This window comes from Lentisalinibacter salinarum (assembly GCF_040706555.1).
Classification (GTDB): domain Bacteria; phylum Pseudomonadota; class Gammaproteobacteria; order Steroidobacterales; family Woeseiaceae; genus Lentisalinibacter; species Lentisalinibacter salinarum.
Window position 1 is genome coordinate 1513232 of sequence record NZ_JAPDRH010000002.1, and the last position, 18252, is coordinate 1531483.

Annotated in this window: 16 protein-coding genes and 1 tRNA gene; 9 read left to right on the top strand and 8 right to left on the bottom strand. The window is 65.4% G+C overall.

What is annotated here, in order from left to right; genetic code table 11:
• Positions 1 to 20 precede the first annotated feature (20 nt).
• From ACJMKZ_RS10130 to ACJMKZ_RS10150, 5 genes are all read left to right on the top strand, one after another.
• Positions 21 to 2213 (top strand): AsmA family protein, encoded by a 2193-nt coding sequence (locus tag ACJMKZ_RS10130; RefSeq protein ID WP_405233065.1) that lies wholly within the window; start codon positions 21 to 23, stop codon positions 2211 to 2213.
• On the top strand, positions 2203 to 2796 hold the full coding sequence (locus ACJMKZ_RS10135) for an SRPBCC family protein (protein WP_405233066.1): 594 nt from the start codon (positions 2203 to 2205) through the stop codon (positions 2794 to 2796). The genes ACJMKZ_RS10130 and ACJMKZ_RS10135 overlap by 11 nt, the downstream gene beginning before the upstream one ends.
• Entirely contained in the window at positions 2793 to 3845 is a 1053-nt protein-coding gene (mutY, locus tag ACJMKZ_RS10140) for an A/G-specific adenine glycosylase (protein ID WP_405233067.1), read from the top strand. Before ACJMKZ_RS10135 ends, mutY begins: the two co-directional genes overlap by 4 nt.
• Positions 3846 to 3875: 30 nt before the next feature.
• Positions 3876 to 4736: a mechanosensitive ion channel family protein gene (locus ACJMKZ_RS10145; protein WP_405233068.1), complete on the top strand. Its 861-nt coding sequence runs from the start codon at positions 3876 to 3878 to the stop codon at positions 4734 to 4736.
• A gap of 96 nt (positions 4737 to 4832) precedes the next feature.
• A complete protein-coding gene (locus ACJMKZ_RS10150) occupies positions 4833 to 5102 on the top strand; it encodes an oxidative damage protection protein (protein ID WP_405233069.1) in 270 nt (89 codons plus the stop codon).
• Between the two features lie 102 nt (positions 5103 to 5204).
• On the opposite strand, the gene egtD is transcribed toward ACJMKZ_RS10150, so the two are convergent.
• The 4 genes from egtD to nikR all read right to left on the bottom strand — a co-directional run bounded on the left by egtD (position 5205) and on the right by nikR (position 10234).
• A complete protein-coding gene (gene egtD, locus ACJMKZ_RS10155; protein WP_405233070.1) occupies positions 5205 to 6179 on the bottom strand; it encodes an L-histidine N(alpha)-methyltransferase in 975 nt (324 codons plus the stop codon).
• Positions 6180 to 6199: 20 nt separating this feature from the next.
• Positions 6200 to 7477, bottom strand: coding sequence for an ergothioneine biosynthesis protein EgtB (gene egtB, locus ACJMKZ_RS10160; protein WP_405233071.1), 1278 nt, complete (start codon positions 7475 to 7477; stop codon positions 6200 to 6202).
• A 143-nt stretch (positions 7478 to 7620) separates the two neighbouring features.
• Entirely contained in the window at positions 7621 to 9681 is a 2061-nt protein-coding gene (locus ACJMKZ_RS10165; RefSeq protein ID WP_405233072.1) for a TonB-dependent receptor, read from the bottom strand.
• 139 nt (positions 9682 to 9820) lie between these two features.
• A complete protein-coding gene (gene nikR, locus ACJMKZ_RS10170) occupies positions 9821 to 10234 on the bottom strand; it encodes a nickel-responsive transcriptional regulator NikR (RefSeq protein ID WP_405233073.1) in 414 nt (137 codons plus the stop codon).
• Between the two features lie 170 nt (positions 10235 to 10404).
• Here nikR and ACJMKZ_RS10175 point away from each other — a divergent pair.
• The 4 genes from ACJMKZ_RS10175 (at position 10405) to ACJMKZ_RS10190 (ending at position 13767) form a co-directional block, all read left to right on the top strand.
• Positions 10405 to 10480 (top strand) — tRNA-Phe (locus ACJMKZ_RS10175).
• 29 nt (positions 10481 to 10509) lie between these two features.
• Positions 10510 to 10737: a HipA domain-containing protein gene (locus ACJMKZ_RS10180; protein ID WP_405233171.1), complete on the top strand. Its 228-nt coding sequence runs from the start codon at positions 10510 to 10512 to the stop codon at positions 10735 to 10737.
• 127 nt (positions 10738 to 10864) lie between these two features.
• Positions 10865 to 11818 (top strand): calcium/sodium antiporter, encoded by a 954-nt coding sequence (locus tag ACJMKZ_RS10185; RefSeq protein ID WP_405233074.1) that lies wholly within the window; start codon positions 10865 to 10867, stop codon positions 11816 to 11818.
• A 116-nt stretch (positions 11819 to 11934) separates the two neighbouring features.
• Positions 11935 to 13767 (top strand): bactofilin family protein, encoded by a 1833-nt coding sequence (locus ACJMKZ_RS10190; RefSeq protein ID WP_405233075.1) that lies wholly within the window; start codon positions 11935 to 11937, stop codon positions 13765 to 13767.
• Positions 13768 to 13820: 53 nt separating this feature from the next.
• Here the strand turns inward: ACJMKZ_RS10190 and ACJMKZ_RS10195 are convergent, their stop codons facing one another.
• From ACJMKZ_RS10195 to ACJMKZ_RS10210, 4 genes are all read right to left on the bottom strand, one after another.
• Complete coding sequence (locus tag ACJMKZ_RS10195) at positions 13821 to 14879, bottom strand: hypothetical protein (protein WP_405233076.1); 1059 nt, start codon at positions 14877 to 14879, stop codon at positions 13821 to 13823.
• A 107-nt stretch (positions 14880 to 14986) separates the two neighbouring features.
• Positions 14987 to 16021: a helix-turn-helix transcriptional regulator gene (locus ACJMKZ_RS10200; RefSeq protein WP_405233077.1), complete on the bottom strand. Its 1035-nt coding sequence runs from the start codon at positions 16019 to 16021 to the stop codon at positions 14987 to 14989.
• Between the two features lie 555 nt (positions 16022 to 16576).
• The gene (locus ACJMKZ_RS10205) at positions 16577 to 17518 is read right to left on the bottom strand and encodes a class I SAM-dependent methyltransferase (RefSeq protein ID WP_405233078.1); all 942 of its coding nucleotides are present in this window, start codon (positions 17516 to 17518) and stop codon (positions 16577 to 16579) included.
• A gap of 325 nt (positions 17519 to 17843) precedes the next feature.
• A complete protein-coding gene (locus tag ACJMKZ_RS10210; protein WP_405233079.1) occupies positions 17844 to 18251 on the bottom strand; it encodes a tetratricopeptide repeat protein in 408 nt (135 codons plus the stop codon).
• Between the last annotated feature and the right edge of the window lies 1 nt (position 18252).

An 18252-nucleotide genomic window follows, 5' to 3' on the forward strand; every position in this document is an offset into this window, starting at 1 on the left:
CGCGCTGCGAAGGATCTGCAATGGGGCGCTTCCTGAAATTCCTCCTCATCGGCATTGCCGCCGTCGTCGGCCTCCTCGTCGTGGTCGTGCTGGCAGTGGCGCTGCTGTTCGACCCGAACGACTACAAGGACGAGATCTCGGCGCAGGTGGAGGCCGCCACCGGGCGCTCGCTGACGCTGGAGGGCGACCTCGAGCTCGGCCTGTTCCCCTGGCTGAGCGTCGATACCGGGCGCATCGTGCTCGGCAATGCAGAGGGATTCGGCCCCGAGCCCTTCGCCGAACTGGATGAAGCCAGCGTCGCCATCCGGCTGTGGCCGCTCATCACGGGAAGCATCGAGGCCGGCCGGGCCTCCGTGGACGGGCTCGTGCTCAATCTGCGCATCGCCGGTGACGGCACCACCAACTGGGACGACCTGGCCGCCGCCGGCGAAGAGCCTGCCGAAGCGCCCGCCGCCGAAGACGAGCGCACGGGCCTCGGCCAGCTGCGGGTCGCCGGCGTCAGCCTCACCGGTGCGACCATCGACTGGCAGGACGAGGCGGTGGGAGTCCATTACCGGGTCACCGAACTCGGGCTGAACACCGGCGCCATAGAGCCCGGCCTGCCCTTCGACGTCGACGGCGGCTTCGTGCTGGCCACCCTGCCCGAGGGCCCGGGTGGCGAGTTCGAACTCGCGACCGTCGTCACTGCGGACCTCGCGGGCGGGCGCATCGTGCTGGACGGCCTGCTGCTGGACGGCCGCCTCGATCCCGGCGCGGAGCTCGAGGCCTTCGATTTCGGCGTGTCCGCGCGGCGCCTGGCCTATGCGACGGAGCAGCAGGCGCTGCAACTCGACGGCGGCGCGCTGGAGGTAGCCTCCCTGCGCGTCGACGCTGAGCTCACCGGCACCGTCGGCGACGCGCTGCAGCTCTCGGGCCGCATCGAGGCGCCCCGCTTCTCGCCGAAGGACCTGGCCGACACACTGGGCACGCCGCTGCCGCCCACCGCCGACCCGGCCGTGCTGCAGCTCGTCTCCTTCGCCGCCGACGTCGCCCTCACCGACGACAGCGTCGCCCTCTCCGCCATGACCGCCCGCCTCGACGACACCGAACTGAAGGGCGACTTTTCGATGCGCGGCTTCGAGGCGCCGTCCTATCGCTTCGCGCTGGAGGGCGACCGCATCGACCTGGACCGCTACCTGGCGCCGCCCGCCGACGACGCGCCGGCCGAGGCCGACACCGCCGCCCTGGATGCCACCGAGATCCCGGTGGACGTCATCCGCTCGCTGGACGCCGAGGGCACGCTGAAGTTCGCGGAGGTGGTGCTGGGCGGCCTCACCTTCCGCACGATCGAGCTCGGCGTCAGCGCCGGGGACGGCCGGGTGCGGCTGCACCCCATCGCCGCCCGCGTGCTGGAGGGCGGCTACAACGGGGATGTGCGCATCGACGCCAGCGGCAGCAAGCCGCGCCTGTCGGTGGACGAGCGGGTGGAGGGCGTGCAGCTCGCCGCCCTCGGCCGCGAACTCTACGAGACGGACAAGCTGAGCGGCAGTCTGCAGGGCCGGTTCACGCTGGCCGGCAGCGGGGCCAACCTGGCCGAGATCCGGCAGGACCTGGGCGGCGACGTCGGCTTCGAACTCAGCGACGGCGCGTTCGAGGGCACGGATCTCTGGTACCAGATCCGCCGGGCGCGGGCCGTATTCCGGCGCGAGACGCCGCCGCAGCCGTCCGCGGAACCCCGCACGCCGTTCTCCACCATCCGCGGCACCGGCAAGGTGGCCGACGGCGTACTCACGAACGACGACCTGTTCGCCGAGCTGCCGTTTCTGCGCGTCACCGGCGCGGGCACGGTGGACCTGGCCGCCGCCACTCTGGACTACGGCGTGCGCGCACGGGTACTCGAGCGTCCCGACTTCATCGCCGGAGCCAGCGAGGAAGAGCTGGATGAATACACCGAGGCGGTCATCCCGATCCGTATCACCGGCAGCCTGGCTGACCCGTCCGTGCGCCCGGACGTCGAGGACATGCTGCGCCAGGAGGTGAAAGGCCGCATCGAGGAAGAGAAGGAGCGCCTGCAGAAAAAACTGCTGGAGCGCCTCGGCATCGAGCCGGAAGAAGAGGCGGCGCCCGCCGACGGCGAGAACCTGACTCCGCAAGACGAGCAGCCCGCCGAAGAGGAAGAGTCGGTCGAGGACCAGCTCAAGAAGAAACTGAAAGACCTGCTCGGTGAGCGCTGAGGACCGAAGCCCGGCGGCCCTCGCCATCGTCCTTCTGGCAGCCTCGGTCGCGCTGGCCGCCGCGCCCGCCCTCGGCGCGGACCTGCTGGACGTGAGCGTGGAGAAAGACGGCGAGCGTTACACCATGGCCTCGCGCACCTACTTCGAGGCGCCGCCCGAGGCCGTGTTCCGGGTGCTGTCCGACTACGACCGCTTCGAGCGCATCTCCAGCATCTTCGAAGACGTTCGCTTCATCGCTCCCGCCAGCGACGGCACCCCCCGCGCGTTCACCCTGGTGAAGGGCTGCGTGCTGTTCTTCTGCAAGACCATCGAGCGCATCGAGGAGCTGCACTTCACGCCCCACAGCCGGATCGTCGCCGAGGTGGAGCCCGAGCACAGCGACTTCGCCTACGGCCGCACCGAGTGGCGGTTCATCCCGTCCGGCTCCGGCACCGAGGTGCACTACCGCATGGAGATGGAGCCCGGCTTCTGGGTGCCGCCGCTGATAGGGCCGTACATCATGAAGCGCTCCTTCCGCAGCGACGCCGTCGAGGCGCTGAATCGCATCGAAGCACTGGCACAGGGTCGGGAGCCGCCGTCGTGACGCCCTTCGCCGAGAGGCTGCTCGACTGGTACGACCGCCACGGCCGCCACGACCTGCCCTGGCAGCACGATCCAGTGCCCTACCGGGTCTGGGTCTCGGAGATCATGCTGCAGCAGACCCAGGTGAAGACGGTCATCCCGTACTTCGAGCGCTTCATGGAGCGGTTCCCGACGGTGGAGGCGCTCGCGGCCGCCTCGGTCGACGACGTGCTGGCGCTCTGGTCCGGCCTCGGCTACTACGCCCGGGCGCGCAATCTGCACCGCGCCGCGCGGGAGGTCGCGTCCGATCACGGCGGCGAGTTCCCGCGCGAGCCGGAGGCGCTGGAGGCCCTGCCCGGCATCGGCCGCTCCACGGCCGGCGCCATCCTCGCGCTCTCCTTCGGCGAGCGCCACCCGATCCTGGACGGCAACGTCAAGCGCGTGCTGGCCCGCTACCACGCGGTGGATGGCTGGCCGGGACGCACGACGGTGGCGAAGGAGCTCTGGCAGCTGGCGGAGCGGCACACGCCATCGCAGCGTGTGGACGACTACACCCAGGCCATCATGGATCTCGGCGCGACGCTCTGTACCCGCAGCCGCCCGGCCTGCGAGCGCTGCCCGCAGGGGGCGGATTGTCGGGCACTGGCGCTGGGCCGGCAGGCGGACTTCCCGGGCCGCAGGCCGCCGCAGAAATCGCGCCGGCTCCGCACCGCCGAGTTCGCGCTGGCCTGGGACGGCAGCGCGGTGCTGCTGGAGCGCCGCCCCGATGCCGGCATCTGGGGGGGTCTCTGGAGCCTGCCGGAGATCGGTGACGAGGAGACGGCGGAGGACTGGTGCCGGCGGCGGCTGGGGGCGGAACCCCCCGCCGTGGAGCGCTGGGAGGCTGTCGAACACAGCTTCACCCATTATGATCTGCGCATGCGGCCGGTCCTCATCCGGCTGGACGAACGGCCGGGCGCAGCACGCGACGCGGACGACGAGCGCTGGGTGGATGTGCCGGGCGACGGACAGTTGGGGTTGCCGGCCCCTGTACGGCGGCTGCTGGACAGACTGGGCGACCTCGGCGGCTGAACCGTCGCCGGAGAGAAGTGGAAGGGAAGGATGGACGAACAACTCGAAAAACAGCTGGGACAGCAGCTGGACTTGGTCCAGCAGGTCTACGAACTGGTGGTCAACTTCATGGTGACCTACTCGTTCCGCCTCGTCGGCGCGGTGCTGGTCATCATCGTCGGCATCCTGGTGGCGCGATGGGTGGGCCGCATCGTGCTGCGCGCGCAGGAGCGCCACGAGGTCGACGTGACGCTGCGCCAGTTCATCGCCAGCACGGTGCGCATCACGGTCATCGCGCTGTTCGCGATCATCGCCATGAACCAGCTCGGCGTGAGCATCACCCCGCTGATCGCCGCCATCGGCGGCCTGGCCGTCGGCGTCAGCTTCGCGCTGCAGGGGCCGGTGGCCAACTACGGCGCCGGGCTGGTGATCATCCTCACGCGCATGTACCGGGTGGGCGACACCGTGACCATCCAGGACTGCTCCGGCCTGGTCGAAGACATCTCGCTGGCTACCACCGTGCTGCTCACCGAGGACGGCGAGCGCATCGTCATCCCGAACCGGCAGATCACCGGCGAGATCCACACCAACTCCTTCGCCAACCGCGTGGTCGAGGGCCGGGTGGGTATTGCCTACAGCGAGGATCCCGAGCGGGCCATCGGCATCATCGCCGATGCGCTGGCCGGCGTGGACGGCGTCTCGAGCGAGGTTTCACCGCAGATCGGCATCGCGGGCTTCGGCGACTCCTCCATCGATCTCGACTACCGCTACTGGGCGCCCACCAACCGCTATTTCGGGGTCATGCACGAGGCCAATATGGCCGTGTATCAGGCCCTGAAGCGCAAAGGCGTCAGCATCCCGTTCCCGCAGCGCGAAGTGCGGTTGCTCGGCGAGGGCACGGCCGCCGGCTGAGGTGGCCCGGCCGCGCGCCGGATCGATTTTGGGTCCGCGTCGGGCGCTCTGGTATAAAGCGTTCATCTTTCCGGAACCCATCGAACGAGGCATCCAATGAGCCGTACGGTCAACTGCGTCGTGCTCGGCCAGGAAGCGGAGGGGCTGGACTACGCCCCCTATCCCGGCGAACTCGGCAAACGCATCTACCAGAACGTCTCCAAGCAGGCCTGGCAGCGCTGGCTCGCCCACCAGACCATGCTGATCAACGAATACCGCCTGACCCCCATCGAGCCGAAGGCGCGGGAATTCCTGGAGAAGGAGATGGAGAAGTTCTTCTTCGGGGAGGGGTCGCAGGCGCCGGAGGGCTACGTCCCGAAAGAATAATGGGGGAGGGCCTTCAGGCCCGATTGGGGTATGGTTCACTCAAGCGCGGATCGGGGCTAAAGCCCCTCCCACATGCCGCCGGCGGCCAGGAAAGAAAGCCGATCAGACGGCGGTGCAGTACTGGACGCTGAACAGGTCGTCCGCGTCGGTCCAGACCCGATCCACCCGGAAGCCGGCCAGTTCCGCCATCTGCGCGAAGGTCTCCGGCCGGTACTTGTGCGAGCACTCGGAGAGGATGTACTCGCCGGCGGCCATGGGGATGGCCGCGTCGCCCACGTGGATGGTCTGGTCGCGCTCGCTGACCAGGTGCATCTCGATACGGTCCAGCTGCTCGTTGTAGATGGCGCGGTGGCGGAAGGCGGCGAGGTCGAAGTCTGCGCCGAAGCGCCGGTTGAGGTGCGCCAGCATGTTCAGGTTGAACCGCTCGGTGTAGCCGGCGGCGTCGTTGTAGGCGCGCTCCAGCACCGCCTTGTCTTTCACCAGGTCCACACCGATCAGCAGCGCGCCGCCGTCCCGCGCCTCCTCGCGCATGACCTTCATCAGCGACACCGCGGAATCGGGCCAGAAGTTGCCGATGGTGGAGCCGGGGAAGAACACCAGGTTGCGCTCCGGCATGATCTTCGGCGATGGCAGGTCGAAAGGCTTGGTGAAGTCGGCGGCCACCGGCAGGATCTCGAGCTCCGGGTAGTCGGCGGCCAGGATGTCGGCGGACTTCACCAGGAACTCTTTCGAGACGTCCACCGGCACGTAGGCGGCCACGTCGTGCAGGTGGCTGAGCAGGATGCGAATCTTGATGCTGGCGCCGGAGCCGAATTCGATCACCGAGGCGCGCGGCCCGACCGCATCCGCGATCTCGCCGATGTTGTCGCGCATGATGCCGATCTCGGTCTGCGTGGGGTAGTACTCCGGCTGTTCGCAGATGGCGTCGAACAGCTCCGAGCCGCGCTCGTCGTAGAAATACTTCGGGGAGATCAGTTTCTGCGGCCGGGAGAGCCCCTCGATAAGCTCCGCCAGTTCCAGGTTTTCGGACAGATCCTGTTCCGTCAGGTCTTCCGCCCGCGCTGCGTCGGTGCTCACAAGGTGATCCTTCGTTGTGCTCAGCCGGCGTCCCTCGCCAGCCGGAATCCGAGGAACTGCCAGCGCGCGTCGGGATAGAAGAAGCTCCTGTAGCTGGCGCGGATGTGGTCGCTGGCGGTGGCGCAGGAGCCGCCGCGCACGACCATCTGGTTGCACATGAACTTGCCGTTGTACTCGCCGAGGGAGCCGGCCAGCGGCCGGAAGCCCGGGTACGCGGTGTAGGGCGAGGCGGTCCACTCCCAGACGTCGCCGAACAGCTGGTGCAGGCCTTCGCCGTCATCGCGGTCGGCCACCGGGTGCCAGTAGCCCGAATCCATCAGGTTGCCCTTTACCTCGGCGCCGGCCGCCGCCGTCTCCCACTCTGCTTCGGTGGGCAGCCGGGCGCCGGCCCAGCTGGCGAAGGCGTCGGCCTCGTAGTAGCTGACGTGGGTGACCGGCGCATCCGGGTCGATCTCCCGCTCGCCGCCCAGCGTGAACTCGCTCTCGAGGTCGCGGGACCAGTACAGCGGGCGCTTCCAGCCCTGCTCGTGCACCAGCGACCAGCCGTCCGAGAGCCAGAGATCCGCGTGATGGTAGCCGCCGTCCTCGATGAACTCGCGGTACTCGCGGTTGGTGATCAGGCGGGAGCCGAGTTCGTGGGGGTGCAGCAGTTCGGTATGGCGCGGCGTCTCGTTGTCGAAGCAGAAGCCCCGGCCCGTGGCGCCGATCTCGTGCTGACCCTCACGTCCCGGCACCCAACGCATCCCGTCCGCCGCTGCCGCGGGCGGCTTCTTCAGCTCGTCGCTCAGCGCCGGCTTCATCGGGTTGCAGGAGAACACGTGCTTGATGTCGGTGAGTATCAGCTCCTGGTGCTGCTGCTCGTGATGCAGGCCGAGCGTTACCAGAAATGCGAGTTCTCCCTCCCCGCCCCTTTTCGCCAGCAGCCGGTTCATGCCCTCGTCCACGTGCCGGCGGTAGTTCATGATCTCGCGCACCGTCGGGCGGGACAGCAGTCCCCGCTCGGGACGGCGGTGCATCTGGCCGACCGTGTAGTAATAGGAGTTGAAGAGATAGTCGTAGGCGTCGTGGAAGGGCACGTAGTCCGGCACATATTCCTGCAGCACGAAGCGCTCGAAGAACCAGCTGGTGTGGGCCAGGTGCCACTTCGTGGGACTCACGTCGGCCATGGACTGCACCACGAAGTCCTCCGGCGCCAGCGTGTCGCACAGCGAAAGGCTCTGCGCCCGGACCCGGGAGTAGTGCAGCGGCAATGATTCCTGCCCGTAATCGGGGCGGATATCGTCCGGTACGGAGGCCATCGGTCGCTCCTCGGGGGCCAGTCTTAAGGGTAGGCGGCGCTCCCGAGGGTGTCAAAAACACGCGACGCAGGACAGTCTCCGCAGCGAGTGTTACAGCTGTGTGCAACAAGCCGGCCTGTCCGGCCGGCCTGTCCGTCATCCGGCTAGCGCCAGTGCATTGTGACCGATGCGCGGACGGTGCGGGGCTCCAGCGGGTGGAAATGAAGGTCGCCAACCGGCGCGATCTCGCCGGCCAGCCGAGATTCGTAGAAATAGGCGATGTCGTCGTCTTCCGAGTCGAGCAGATTGAACGCGTCGAGCCTGAGTTCCACCGTGCCGCGCCGCCAGGCCACGCCGGCGTTCAACAGCAGCGAGTCTTCGCTGCGCACGGAGCCGTCCTCCACCAGCGGCGCGTCGTCCAGGTAGCGCACCCGGGCGCTCGCACTGAAGCCGTTGGCCCAGGCCGCGTTCAGTCCCAGCGTGAAGGTGGAGCCGACCGCACCGGGAATCTCCCGGCCGCCGCCCTGGTCGCGCTTGAACTCGGCATCCGTGGCCGTCCAGGCGGCGTTCACCGCCAGCCACTCGTTGGCCTGCCAGAACGCGGACGCCTCCACGCCGAGGCGCTCGGTGGCGTCGTTCGGCTCGGTGGTGCCGGCATCGCCCACGTATACCAGCTCCGAGTCGAGCTCCAGCCAGAAGCCGACCAGCGTGGCGTTGAAGCGCGTGCCCCGCTCGAAGCGCAGGCCGACTTCGCCGCCCTCGGATTCCACCAGCACGTCGACGGGGTCCACCGGGTCGCCGCTCGCGGGATCGATAACGATGGTGGCGCCGCGCACGTCGTTGGAATGGAAGCCGCGGCCCCAGCTGGCGTAGGCCTCGAGAGCGTCCGACATACGCCAGGCCAGCCCGAGCTTCGGGCTCACCAGCGAGTCGTCGCCGGAGCCGCTGTTCACCGCGCGAAAGGCGACCACCTGCCAGTCATAGTAGTCGGCACGCAGCCCCAGGATGGCGCGCACGGAGCGGGTGAGCTCGACGTCGGCCTCGCCCCAGACGCCGGCGGCCAGTTCCTCCACGGCGTCCTGGCGGACCACGTCCGTTCGCACCCGCGCGGCCGTGCCGTACAGGCCCACCTCGTCGATGTCGTCGTAGCGCAGGTCGGCGCCGTAGCGGAACTCCACCAGCCGGCGGCCGAAGTCCACGCTCCTGCCGCCTTCGAGGCTCGCGCCGTAGAGAGTGCGGTCGTCGCGCTGTTCGAACTCGTCGCCCTGCGCGGGGTCGTCCAGGAAATAGGTGAAGTTCGAGTACAGGGTGAAGTCGTAGTCGACGACATACGCGCGGGCCTCCCAGGTGCCGAAGTCCAGTGAACCGGTCAGGGCGTAGCGCCCGGTCTGACCGCCCAGGTCCGGGTCGAGAAAGCCGAGGCGGTCGATCAGGCCGGACTCGACCGCGCGCAGCGGGATCTGGTCGGTAGCATCCCACTCGCTGTCGTAGGCCTGCAGGTTCAGCTCCGCCCGGGCGCCGGCCACATCGAAGGCATAGGCGAGGTAGGCCTTGTATTGCTCGAGGTTCTCCTCCAGCTCCCAGGGTCCGTCGTAGACGGTGGCGTCGAATGCGGTGGTGAGCGTACCGCCGCCCACGTCGCTGCTGCCGGCCGCGAGCGCCCGTCCGTAGCCGTGCTCGCCCGCCGTGAGGCCCGCCAGCGTCTCCGGCAGTTCGTCGTAGAACGTGAACTCCACGCTGCCGGCCGACGAGAAATCACCCGTTTCGGCTGCATACGGACCTTTTCGATAGCGAGTGGTGGCGACCAGCTCCGGGATCAGGAAATTGAGGTCGAGGTAGCCCTGGCCGTGGCCATGGGTGGGCATGTTCAGCGGCACTCCCCCGGCGCTCACCGAGAAATCCGTTCCGTGGTCCAGGTTGAAGCCGCGCAGGAAGTACTGGTTGGCCTTGCCGCTGCCGGAATGCTGGGTAGCCACCATGCCGGGCACCGCCTCCACCAGCTCGCCCACGCGCAGCAAAGGAGGCAGCTGGATGTCGTCGTAGCCCACCAGCCCTTCGGAGGCGGTGTCGGCGGTGCCGATCAGCTCCCGGGACCGTCCGTAGACCACGATCTCCTCGAGGGCAGTCTCCGCGACGGCGCCGTGACTCGACGAGCTATCCGGCCAGGCGGCGGGGGAGACAGCCACGGCCAGTGCGGCGAGGGACGCCGCCAGGGGTATTCTCATCGGGTGCTCCCTCTTTGAAACGGGTGGGCCGGTCGCGGAGACCGTTTTCATTCGAGATCTTATTGGTAGCACGCAAGGAATATTCGTGCTACACGGAAAACCCGTAGTCAGGTTTCGTCGCGGCGCTCGCCGCCTGCCCTCAGAAGTCTGCGGCGGTGAGGGTCAGTCGCCCGTGGCGGACACCTTTGGTCGCGATCAGCGCGTCGGCCAGCGCCCGCACACGGCCCGCCGCGCCGCGCAGCACGATCACCTCCATGCAGTACTCGTGGGTCAGATGCACGTGCAGCGTGGCGATGACCGCGTGGTGCGCCTCGTGCTGCATGGCCGTGAGCCGGTCGCCGAGGCGGCGCTGGCTGTGGGAATACACCAGCGTGACCGTGCCGACCACGGCGGTTTCGTCGTCGGTCTCCACGTCTTCCCGGCCGATCTCGCTCCGGATCATGTCCCGGAACGCCTCCGAACGGCTGGGATAGCCGCGGTCTTCGATCAGGCGGTCGAATTCCTCGAGGAGATCGGCCTCGATGGCCACCCCGATGCGCTTCAGGTCGGACATGGAGATAGCCTAAGCCGCGGCCCGACGGCCGGCAAGCGATGGCCGGGCGCGCGTCCCTTGACTACCCGCCGCCGGCCCGTTGTAATACCCCGCTCGCTATCCCGGGACGCGCCGGGTCATCTGCGTAGGAGGGCCTTCAGGCCCGACCCCGCGAACGTCCCGCCCGAAATGGCCAGGTAGCTCAGTTGGTAGAGCAGCGGATTGAAAATCCGCGTGTCGGTGGTTCGATTCCGCCCCTGGCCACCAGTCTTTTCAAGGTGCATTCCGATCACACGGTGTACACCTTATTCCGGACCCAGAGCACACCTCTCCAGCATCCGGCGTTCAGCGCGCCTAATGATGACGACGATGCCAGTGAATTCGTCCGCCGCCTGACATCCAAAGCGCTGATAGGCAATGCCGATATGCACGTGAAGAACTGGTCGGTGATCTACCCCGACCGCCGTACCGCGCGGCTCGCCCCCGCCTCCCCGAAAGCCTCGCCCTGGATACGGCTCGTGTGAAACGGTGTCGGGCACCGACTTCGAGTCCTGTGGCTGACTCGCCAGCATGTCTCTCGTATCATGCAACTGCCGCGGCAGCTAGCTGCCGTTCGCTTGATGCTGGCACCCGTATTCTTGAGGCAGCGACTTGTACGATTCGTTAATTCTGTTCATCGGCCTGGTGGTCCTCATCAAGAGTGCGGACTTTCTGGTTGCCGGCGCTTCTTCTGTGGCAGCCCGGTTCGGAATCTCTTCCCTGGTGATCGGCCTCACCATCGTGTCGTTCGGCACGTCATTGCCCGAGATGCTGGTGACCATGGTTTCCGGTTTGCGCAACAACGCGGACCTCGCCATCGCGAACGTCATCGGCAGCAACATAGCGAACGTTTTGCTCGTTCTTGGGGTTGCGGCGATCGTGCGTCCGCTTCCCGTGCAAGATTCGACCGTGGTGTCGGAAATACCGTTCTCATTGACGGCAGCACTTCTGGTCGGATTTCTCGCCAATGCCGCCTTATTTTCTCCCATCCACGAATTGAGCATCAGCAGGCTGGATGGCGCGATACTGCTGTTTTTCTTCGTGCTGTTCATGCTCTACGTCTACAAAATGTCTCGCGAACAGGCAGCGGACACGGTCGAGGCAAGCGCCGCCGAGGGGACTACCCGTGCCTCGATCTATATCGCAGCCGGAATAGTCGGTTTGTATTTTGGCGGTGGCTGGGTCGTCGATGGCGCTGTCGGCATCGCACAGTGGCTGGGTGTCGATGACGCGCTGATCGGCCTGACCGTCATCGCGATAGGCACATCCAGTCCGGAGCTGGTGGCATCGGCGGTCGCCGCCTACAGAAACCAGTCCGATATCGCGGTGGGCAACGTCGTCGGGTCGAACATCTTCAATTTGCTATGGGTGCTGGGACTGACGTCCAGCGTCGTCGAATTGCCGTTCGAGGTCATCAGCAATACAGACCTGGTGATGGTAATTGCCTCGAGCGCGATGATTATCCTTGCCCTGGCGATCAGCCGTAACAGTACCATCCTGCGTTCCCACGGAATTGTGTTTGTCACGTTGTACGCGGCGTACCTCGTCTACGTCCTAAGCCGCTGAGGCGGAGCTTAATGCCCGGCAGCCGCGGAGATCTGTAGCAGCCCGACCTGAAGAGTATCGCCGCGACCGCTTGCTATACTGAGAACCTCTAGCGGCAGCCTACAGGCGAGCCTGAAATGTCGGCACCGGCAGATGACACGGAGCGCCTGGAGAAGGCGGCGCAGCAGCGGATCCTCGCCGCGATCGATGCTCGGCAAATAGCCGACTTCACGGCCCTGCCCAATCGGGAACGGCGTCTGTCCGCCGCGTTCCTGCAACGCCTGATCTCCGGTTCCCACGACACTGGCGGAGAGCTGTGCTGCCCGCTGCGGATCCGCGGTGCGGAGATCATCGGCCTGATGCGAGCGCCTGCCGCGGGTGGGAGCGGAGGCAGGGCCGCACTAGAGTTCCGGCAATGCACTTTCGATTCACCGGTGGATCTGAGCGGCGCCGAGTTTCTCGTCCTGCGTTTCGTCGATTGCCGACTGCCGGCCTTCATCGGTGCAAGCCTGAGTGTGAGAGCCGACCTCGATCTGTCGGGATCGCAGTTCACGGGCGTGAGTGACTATGAATCGGAATTGAGCCAGGTAGGAACCAGTGCGATTCACCTCAACAACGCGCGCATCGGCGGCAAGCTGGTCCTCTCGTCTACGCACCGGTCGCGCTCCAAGGCTTCCCGGACGATTCGGCTCGAGGGTGCGCGCATCGAGGGAGACGTGAGCTTTGCGGGCGCCTTGCTTGACGGCTCCGGCGACGCGGCGCTCAGCGCCCGTTCGATCATGGTGGGCGGTAACGTCGATCTGGGGTCGGCAGCGGGGCACCGCTGCGAGGCGAGGGGGGAGGTCGGGTTCGCCGCGGCCCAGATCACCGGCGACCTCAGGTGTGAAGGTGCGCGGTTCGAGAATCCCGACGGGCGCGCCCTGCACTGCGAAGACCTCAGGGTGGAGTCGGTATTCCTGACGTCGGGTGATGGGGGAGCCCTTCCGTTCGAGGCGCGGGGCCGGCTCAACTTCCTCACGGCGGTGATCGGCGGCAGTTTCTTCCTGACCAATGCGAGGCTGGTGCCGGGTCCGGACTACGGCGGGTTGCTTCGCACCGGTAGCCCGGTAGCGATAAATCTGCAGCAGGCAAGAGTCTCCAACGCCCTCGCGTTCAGCAACATCGGCGCACTCGGTGACGGGGCGGCGCCCGCATCACCGGATGAGAAACCCGTGCCGGTGAGCGGCTGCTTCCTGTTGGGCGGCATACAAGTTAGTACGATACTCGACGACACGGACACCGGCTGGCCGGCACCGGGTTATCTGATGCTGGACGGTGCGACCTACGAGCGTATCCGCCACGTCGGGGACGGTGACCTGACGGCCAAACGCATCGCGTGGCTCAGACGGCAGTATCCCCACGGCATCCCGAGTAAACGGAGGTTCCGGCCACAACCATACGAACAGCTGAGCCGCGTACTGCGGCAGCACGGGTTGACGCGGGAGGCCAATGCGATCGCGGTGGAGAAGATCCGTGTGCGGCTGCAGGCTCGTGTCGACCGCCCCTGGGCCCGGGCGTTCCCAAACCTGCTGATGCTGGTCAGTCAGCATGGCTACTCCTCGAGTCGCGCGGTATTGTCGTTCCTGGTGTTCGTGGTGCTCGGCTCAGCACTGTATGCCACCGCCCTGTTCGGTTTCGGGCAGCCGTTTGTTCCGGTCGAAAGCGATCCGGCGCCCGCCGTCTATGGCCTGCCGTTCGGTCTGGCCGAGGCTACCGCGGAACGCGGTTGCCCGGGGCTCGATGTACTGCACTATGCGCTCGATTCGGCGCTCCCCGTCATCGACCTCGCCCAGGACACGCGCTGTCGCTTCACGCCCGAAGGGCCGTTGCGCTGGTTCTGGCTGCTGCTTCACAGCCTCTATGTGATCGGTGGTGCGGCCCTGTCTGCGGTTGTCGTCCTGACGCTCACCGGCGTGTTGCGACAGGACTGACGTCCGGTGGAGAGTGCCAGCAAAGGCTCCCCGGCTCGATACATCAGCGTGTCTCACTGCCGCTTCCGCAGCCAGTCCACGATGATTTCTGCCTCTCCCTGCCAGGCCTTCGTTCCGTCCCGCCACGCGTAGGCGTCCTCGATGGTGGCGTAGCGGTTGCCGCTGTGGCCGATATTCTCGCGCTCGACGAAAGTTGCCGTGCCCGGTCGCTTACGGTTCACCGTATTGGCGATCAGCTCGTGCCCGTGGCGGCTTTCGAACTGGTCGAATGCGTTGAAGATCACCAGTACCGGAGCATCCAGCTCCGCCCATGCAGCGAGGAAGTTGTGTCCCGCTGCCTGTTGGTGCCAGGCGAACGGCCGCCCGTAGTGGTCCGTATCCCCCATGCCCAGGACGTCCTCGCGGACTGCGGCCATCTCGCTGCTGTCCCTGGCGACCTCGTCGGGATGACGCTTGTTCACGAGATACTCGTAATGGAATCCGGCCCGGCGCAGCATCTCGCCGTGGATGTCGGCCGGGGCCACGGCATCGGGGCGTCGCTCGAGATAGATGCGGTCGAAGTTCAGCATGCGTTCAAGATAGGTGACCGCCCCGCCTCCCTGGACCACGATGCCGGCGATATCGAACCCGGCCTCCTGCAGGCGGATTGCAACCAGAGGTGCCGTCGTCGAACCCAGGCTGGAGCCGTAGAGATAGACCTGGTCCGCGTCGATGAACTCGTCCTGTAGCAGACGCGTGAAGGCCTCGGTGTAATGTGCCAGCTCCGTATCGTAATCCAGCTCCCGGCAGGCCGGGCCGGTGCCATCCAGCGCCGATCGCTCGACGCGCACGAGGGCGAGGCCGGAATCACGAGCCAGAGCGGCGAGCAGCTCGGAGGAGTTCGAGCCGGGCCGGTACGCCACCGAATCGCAGGATACCCACTGGGTGAAAAGCAGCGGATGCCGCGGCTCGGTGTCCCCGGCCGGCCGGCTGATGATCGCCGTCAGGCGTGAGCCGTCGGCCACCTCGACCACGCGGTAGTGCGAGGCGACGCCCGGTATCGACTCTTCGGCCTGAGCGGTGAGTGCGGCGCCGGCGAGGGTCAGGTACAGGATCAGGATAAGTCGTGTCATGGCGGGTCTCCGGAAACAGTCAGGAGACCGAAGGCTAGCCGGCAGCCGGCTGGGCGGTCTTGCCGGATTCTCGAAGAATCCTTGCCGATTTCCGGATTCGGTGCCTTTCAGAACGTCTGCGAAGCGCCGCTGGCCGTATTCCGCCGGTATTCTGTCGGCGTCATGCCGATACGCGCCTTGAACGCACGGTTGAATGCGCCGATGGAGCCGTAGCCGACATTCATCGCGATGGTCAGCACCGGGAGTCGGGCCTGCTCGGGGCTTGCCAGTTCCTCGCAGGCCTCCCGGATGCGCTGTGCATGCAGGAAGTCATTGAAATTGCGAAAGCCCATGCCGCGGTTTATTACCTTGCGCAGCACGTGCTCCCGGGTGCCGAGATGCTCGGCCAGCCTGCCGATGGTGAGGCCTTCCTGCAGGAATACCCGGTCGGACTCCAGCGCCGCTTCGAGCCTTGCGAGAGCGGCGGATTCCGCCCGATTGAGCGCAACTGTCGCAGTCGTGCGCGCCGGGTCGAGCCAGCTCTCGTTGCGCGGCCGTACCAGGAACCCGGCAGCGGTCAGGCAGGCGGCGGCCACCAGCGTCATATTGGCCCACGCTGCCAGCAGCGGTGTGGAGACTCCCTGTAACAGGTTGTAGGACTGCACGCCCAGCGTCGCCGTGAGATAAGAGCCGGTCGCGATCATGAATCCGAGCCGCAGTCGCCGCCTGCGTTCGACGAGGTCGACGGCCAGGTCGCGCCAGGCCTCGCGGAGACCCAGGAGGATGAACAGCAGTAGGATCGCCTCGAAGCCGTAACCGGCGAGTATCTCCCATCCGTTCGCCGTACCCGCGCGAAAATCCGCGAGGAATACCGTCTGCTGCCACGTGCCGGCGACCGCGACGGCGCCGGCGATCGCGGCCTGCCGAATGCCGAGTCGTGCTTCGTCGTTGAACAAGGCCCGGGCAAAGAGCCAGAACCACACGGCTTTCGTGACGCAGAGTGCCGTCAGCAGGTAGCCCCAGCCGCCGAGCGCGGCGCCGCCGCCGGGCACCGAGGTCACGAAGAAAGCGGCTACGGCGAGGCAGAAGAACGCGGCCGGGAGCGCCGCCGGTCGTTGTCTGGCAGACGCGAACAGGAGCGAAGCCAGCAGGATCGCGGTCATAACAGCGACGGTTCTGAGAACGGTATCGAATGGATCAGGCATCGCGCTCACCGGTTAGAGGTGTCCGATGATAATTCGATCGTTCGACGCCGCAAGAGTTTCCGCCACGGACACGACAGTTTTCAGAGCACCCGGAAGTCTAAGGCTGATCGTTGAGGCAGCGGGCACAGATACCGCTTCACTCACTAACGCTACTGATCAGGCCCTCGTAGACCTGCTCTCCGAACGTATTGCGCAGTTCGCGGAGCGAGCGTCTCGGCGCCCCGTGAGCTGTGACGCCAAGTGAATTGGGGTCGTTGTAGTGCCACACCAAATTGCGATGGCACAGCTTGCGTCTCAGCGGCTGGTCTTGGTGCAAAGCGACCGTTAAGTTCGTCTGAGGTATGATTTCCGGGGTCGACCCAAAGCAACCGTTGGGCTATCGAGGCCTTTAGCGGCTGGAAATGATCCATTGCGGTCGTCTCCCTGACCTAAACCTAATGCCAACCGGTCCGCCGACAAATACTTGGCCAACTCTTCCGCGACAAACAATCCAACAGCTTAGCTTGAGTCTGCTTACAGTTTTTGAGCAAATATGTCCGCCTGCCAGATTGCGATCTGATCTGGAGTCAGGTCAGGATATCTCGCTGACAAATTCGACTTCACATATTCGACGTCTTCCGGCCAACATCTGAGGTTGTCTGTCTCGACGGTGAACCCCTCAAAAAGATCAACGAACTCTTGGAGTCTCAGGCGATTCTGGTAGTTCAGATATGTTGAGGTCATCAAGTTCCACGTCCTGTCACTGAGTGTAAGATAGTAAAAGCGAGGGACGCGCTTGTCGGTTATATGATGAAAGTCGTGCATATGTACGCGATGACAATTCATGCCACCAGTTCTCAACAGACGCCGCGACTGAGCCACGATCTTCTCCAGATTTTTTGGCGGAATCCGTTGAAGCGTTGAATAGCTGTAGAACAGATCGACGCTTTCTTCTGGCGCTTGTGTATAAGAAAAGTCCATAGTCACGCGATACTCTATAGACAGCGACTCCAGCAGCTTCTCAAATGGCTTATCAAGCGAGTTCTGAAGCTGTTCAGCACGACTCCTTAGCGTTTCAGAGCAGATTCCATTCCAGCCATTTAGAACGTCCAAATTCTGGAGAATTTCGATTGCTGCTTGGCGGAACAGTTCGCTTCTTAGCCAAGGCCGAGAATCATAAGTCAAGACTCTCTCGGCTCCGCCTAGATAAAATATGATTAGATCGCATCCCGACCAGCCGGTGCCTTGCTCGACTACAACCTTTGGTGGTTCAATACTGTGTGCGGTGAATCGCTCGATCTGACTTTGAAGACGCTCTAAGTAAACACCCTCTGGGCTCCTGCCGCTCCAATGTCCCAACCGCTTCTTGATGTTCTCCTGGGCTACGAAGCCATACGGTATCAGGCCGATGATTTTCTGCGTGACATGTTTTGCGAAGTACTTAGCTTTCGCTGGCCCGCTAAATCTGGTGTCCATGTTGGCGCCAAACTCCTCCTCGGAAACGCAGCCATTCCCATGACAACGCGTTGCGTATGTGAAATCCGCTATTCTAAGTGCTCATAATCTATCGTCCAACTGCTGGACAGTTGGATCACTCTCAATGCACGGCCGCTTCTGGCCGAATTCGGCAGTTCCAATCAGAAAGGTCGGCCTGGTCACCCGGTCCGTTATTGGGGAGATAGCGGACGCGCCCACGTAGGAGTGCCCGCGCTCGCTGGTTCTCGGAAATCGACCCTGCCAGGGATTGGATACGAAGGTGTATTCCGCACGCGTGCCTGAAGTCGGGTCCGGATCCGAAGGATCAACGCCGGGACGCCCGCTCCAGCAGATCTTCCGCCGCCGCCTTCGCGGCAGCATCCGTGCCTGCGACACTCATGGCCTTTCTTGCAGTGGCAGCGGCCTGCCGCAGATCGTCCCGGGCGAGGTGGGTCTCACCGAGTTCCAGCCACAGGTAGGGATTACGCGGTTCGATTCGAATGGCACGCTCGATGTCCGCGAGCGCACGCGAATAATCGCCGCCTGCCCGGGACGCCCGGCTGCTCGCCACGAGTTCCCGCACCGCCTCTCCGGAACCGCTCCCGGTATCAGGTTCCACCGGCTCCCGGGGGACGCTGGCAGGGTCGCCGGCCGCGGGGCTGGGCGAAGTATCGAACGGCAAGTCGGTACAGGCCGACAGACCGAAGAGCAGCACGACCAGCAGACGTCGCATG

Bases quoted from the DNA above. Each gene is read 5' to 3' on its own strand.
- ACJMKZ_RS10130 (WP_405233065.1), top strand. From the start codon at position 21: ATGGGGCGCTTCCTGAAATTCCTCCTCATCGGCATTGCCGCCGTCGTC.
- ACJMKZ_RS10145 (WP_405233068.1), top strand. From the start codon at position 3,876: ATGGACGAACAACTCGAAAAACAGCTGGGACAGCAGCTGGACTTGGTC.
- ACJMKZ_RS10150 (WP_405233069.1), top strand. From the start codon at position 4,833: ATGAGCCGTACGGTCAACTGCGTCGTGCTCGGCCAGGAAGCGGAGGGG.
- egtB (WP_405233071.1), bottom strand. From the start codon at position 7,477: ATGGCCTCCGTACCGGACGATATCCGCCCCGATTACGGGCAGGAATCA.
- ACJMKZ_RS10165 (WP_405233072.1), bottom strand. From the start codon at position 9,681: ATGAGAATACCCCTGGCGGCGTCCCTCGCCGCACTGGCCGTGGCTGTC.
- nikR (WP_405233073.1), bottom strand. From the start codon at position 10,234: ATGTCCGACCTGAAGCGCATCGGGGTGGCCATCGAGGCCGATCTCCTC.
- ACJMKZ_RS10190 (WP_405233075.1), top strand. From the start codon at position 11,935: ATGTCGGCACCGGCAGATGACACGGAGCGCCTGGAGAAGGCGGCGCAG.
- ACJMKZ_RS10195 (WP_405233076.1), bottom strand. From the start codon at position 14,879: ATGACACGACTTATCCTGATCCTGTACCTGACCCTCGCCGGCGCCGCA.
- ACJMKZ_RS10200 (WP_405233077.1), bottom strand. From the start codon at position 16,021: ATGACCGCGATCCTGCTGGCTTCGCTCCTGTTCGCGTCTGCCAGACAA.
- ACJMKZ_RS10205 (WP_405233078.1), bottom strand. From the start codon at position 17,518: ATGGACACCAGATTTAGCGGGCCAGCGAAAGCTAAGTACTTCGCAAAA.
- ACJMKZ_RS10210 (WP_405233079.1), bottom strand. From the start codon at position 18,251: ATGCGACGTCTGCTGGTCGTGCTGCTCTTCGGTCTGTCGGCCTGTACC.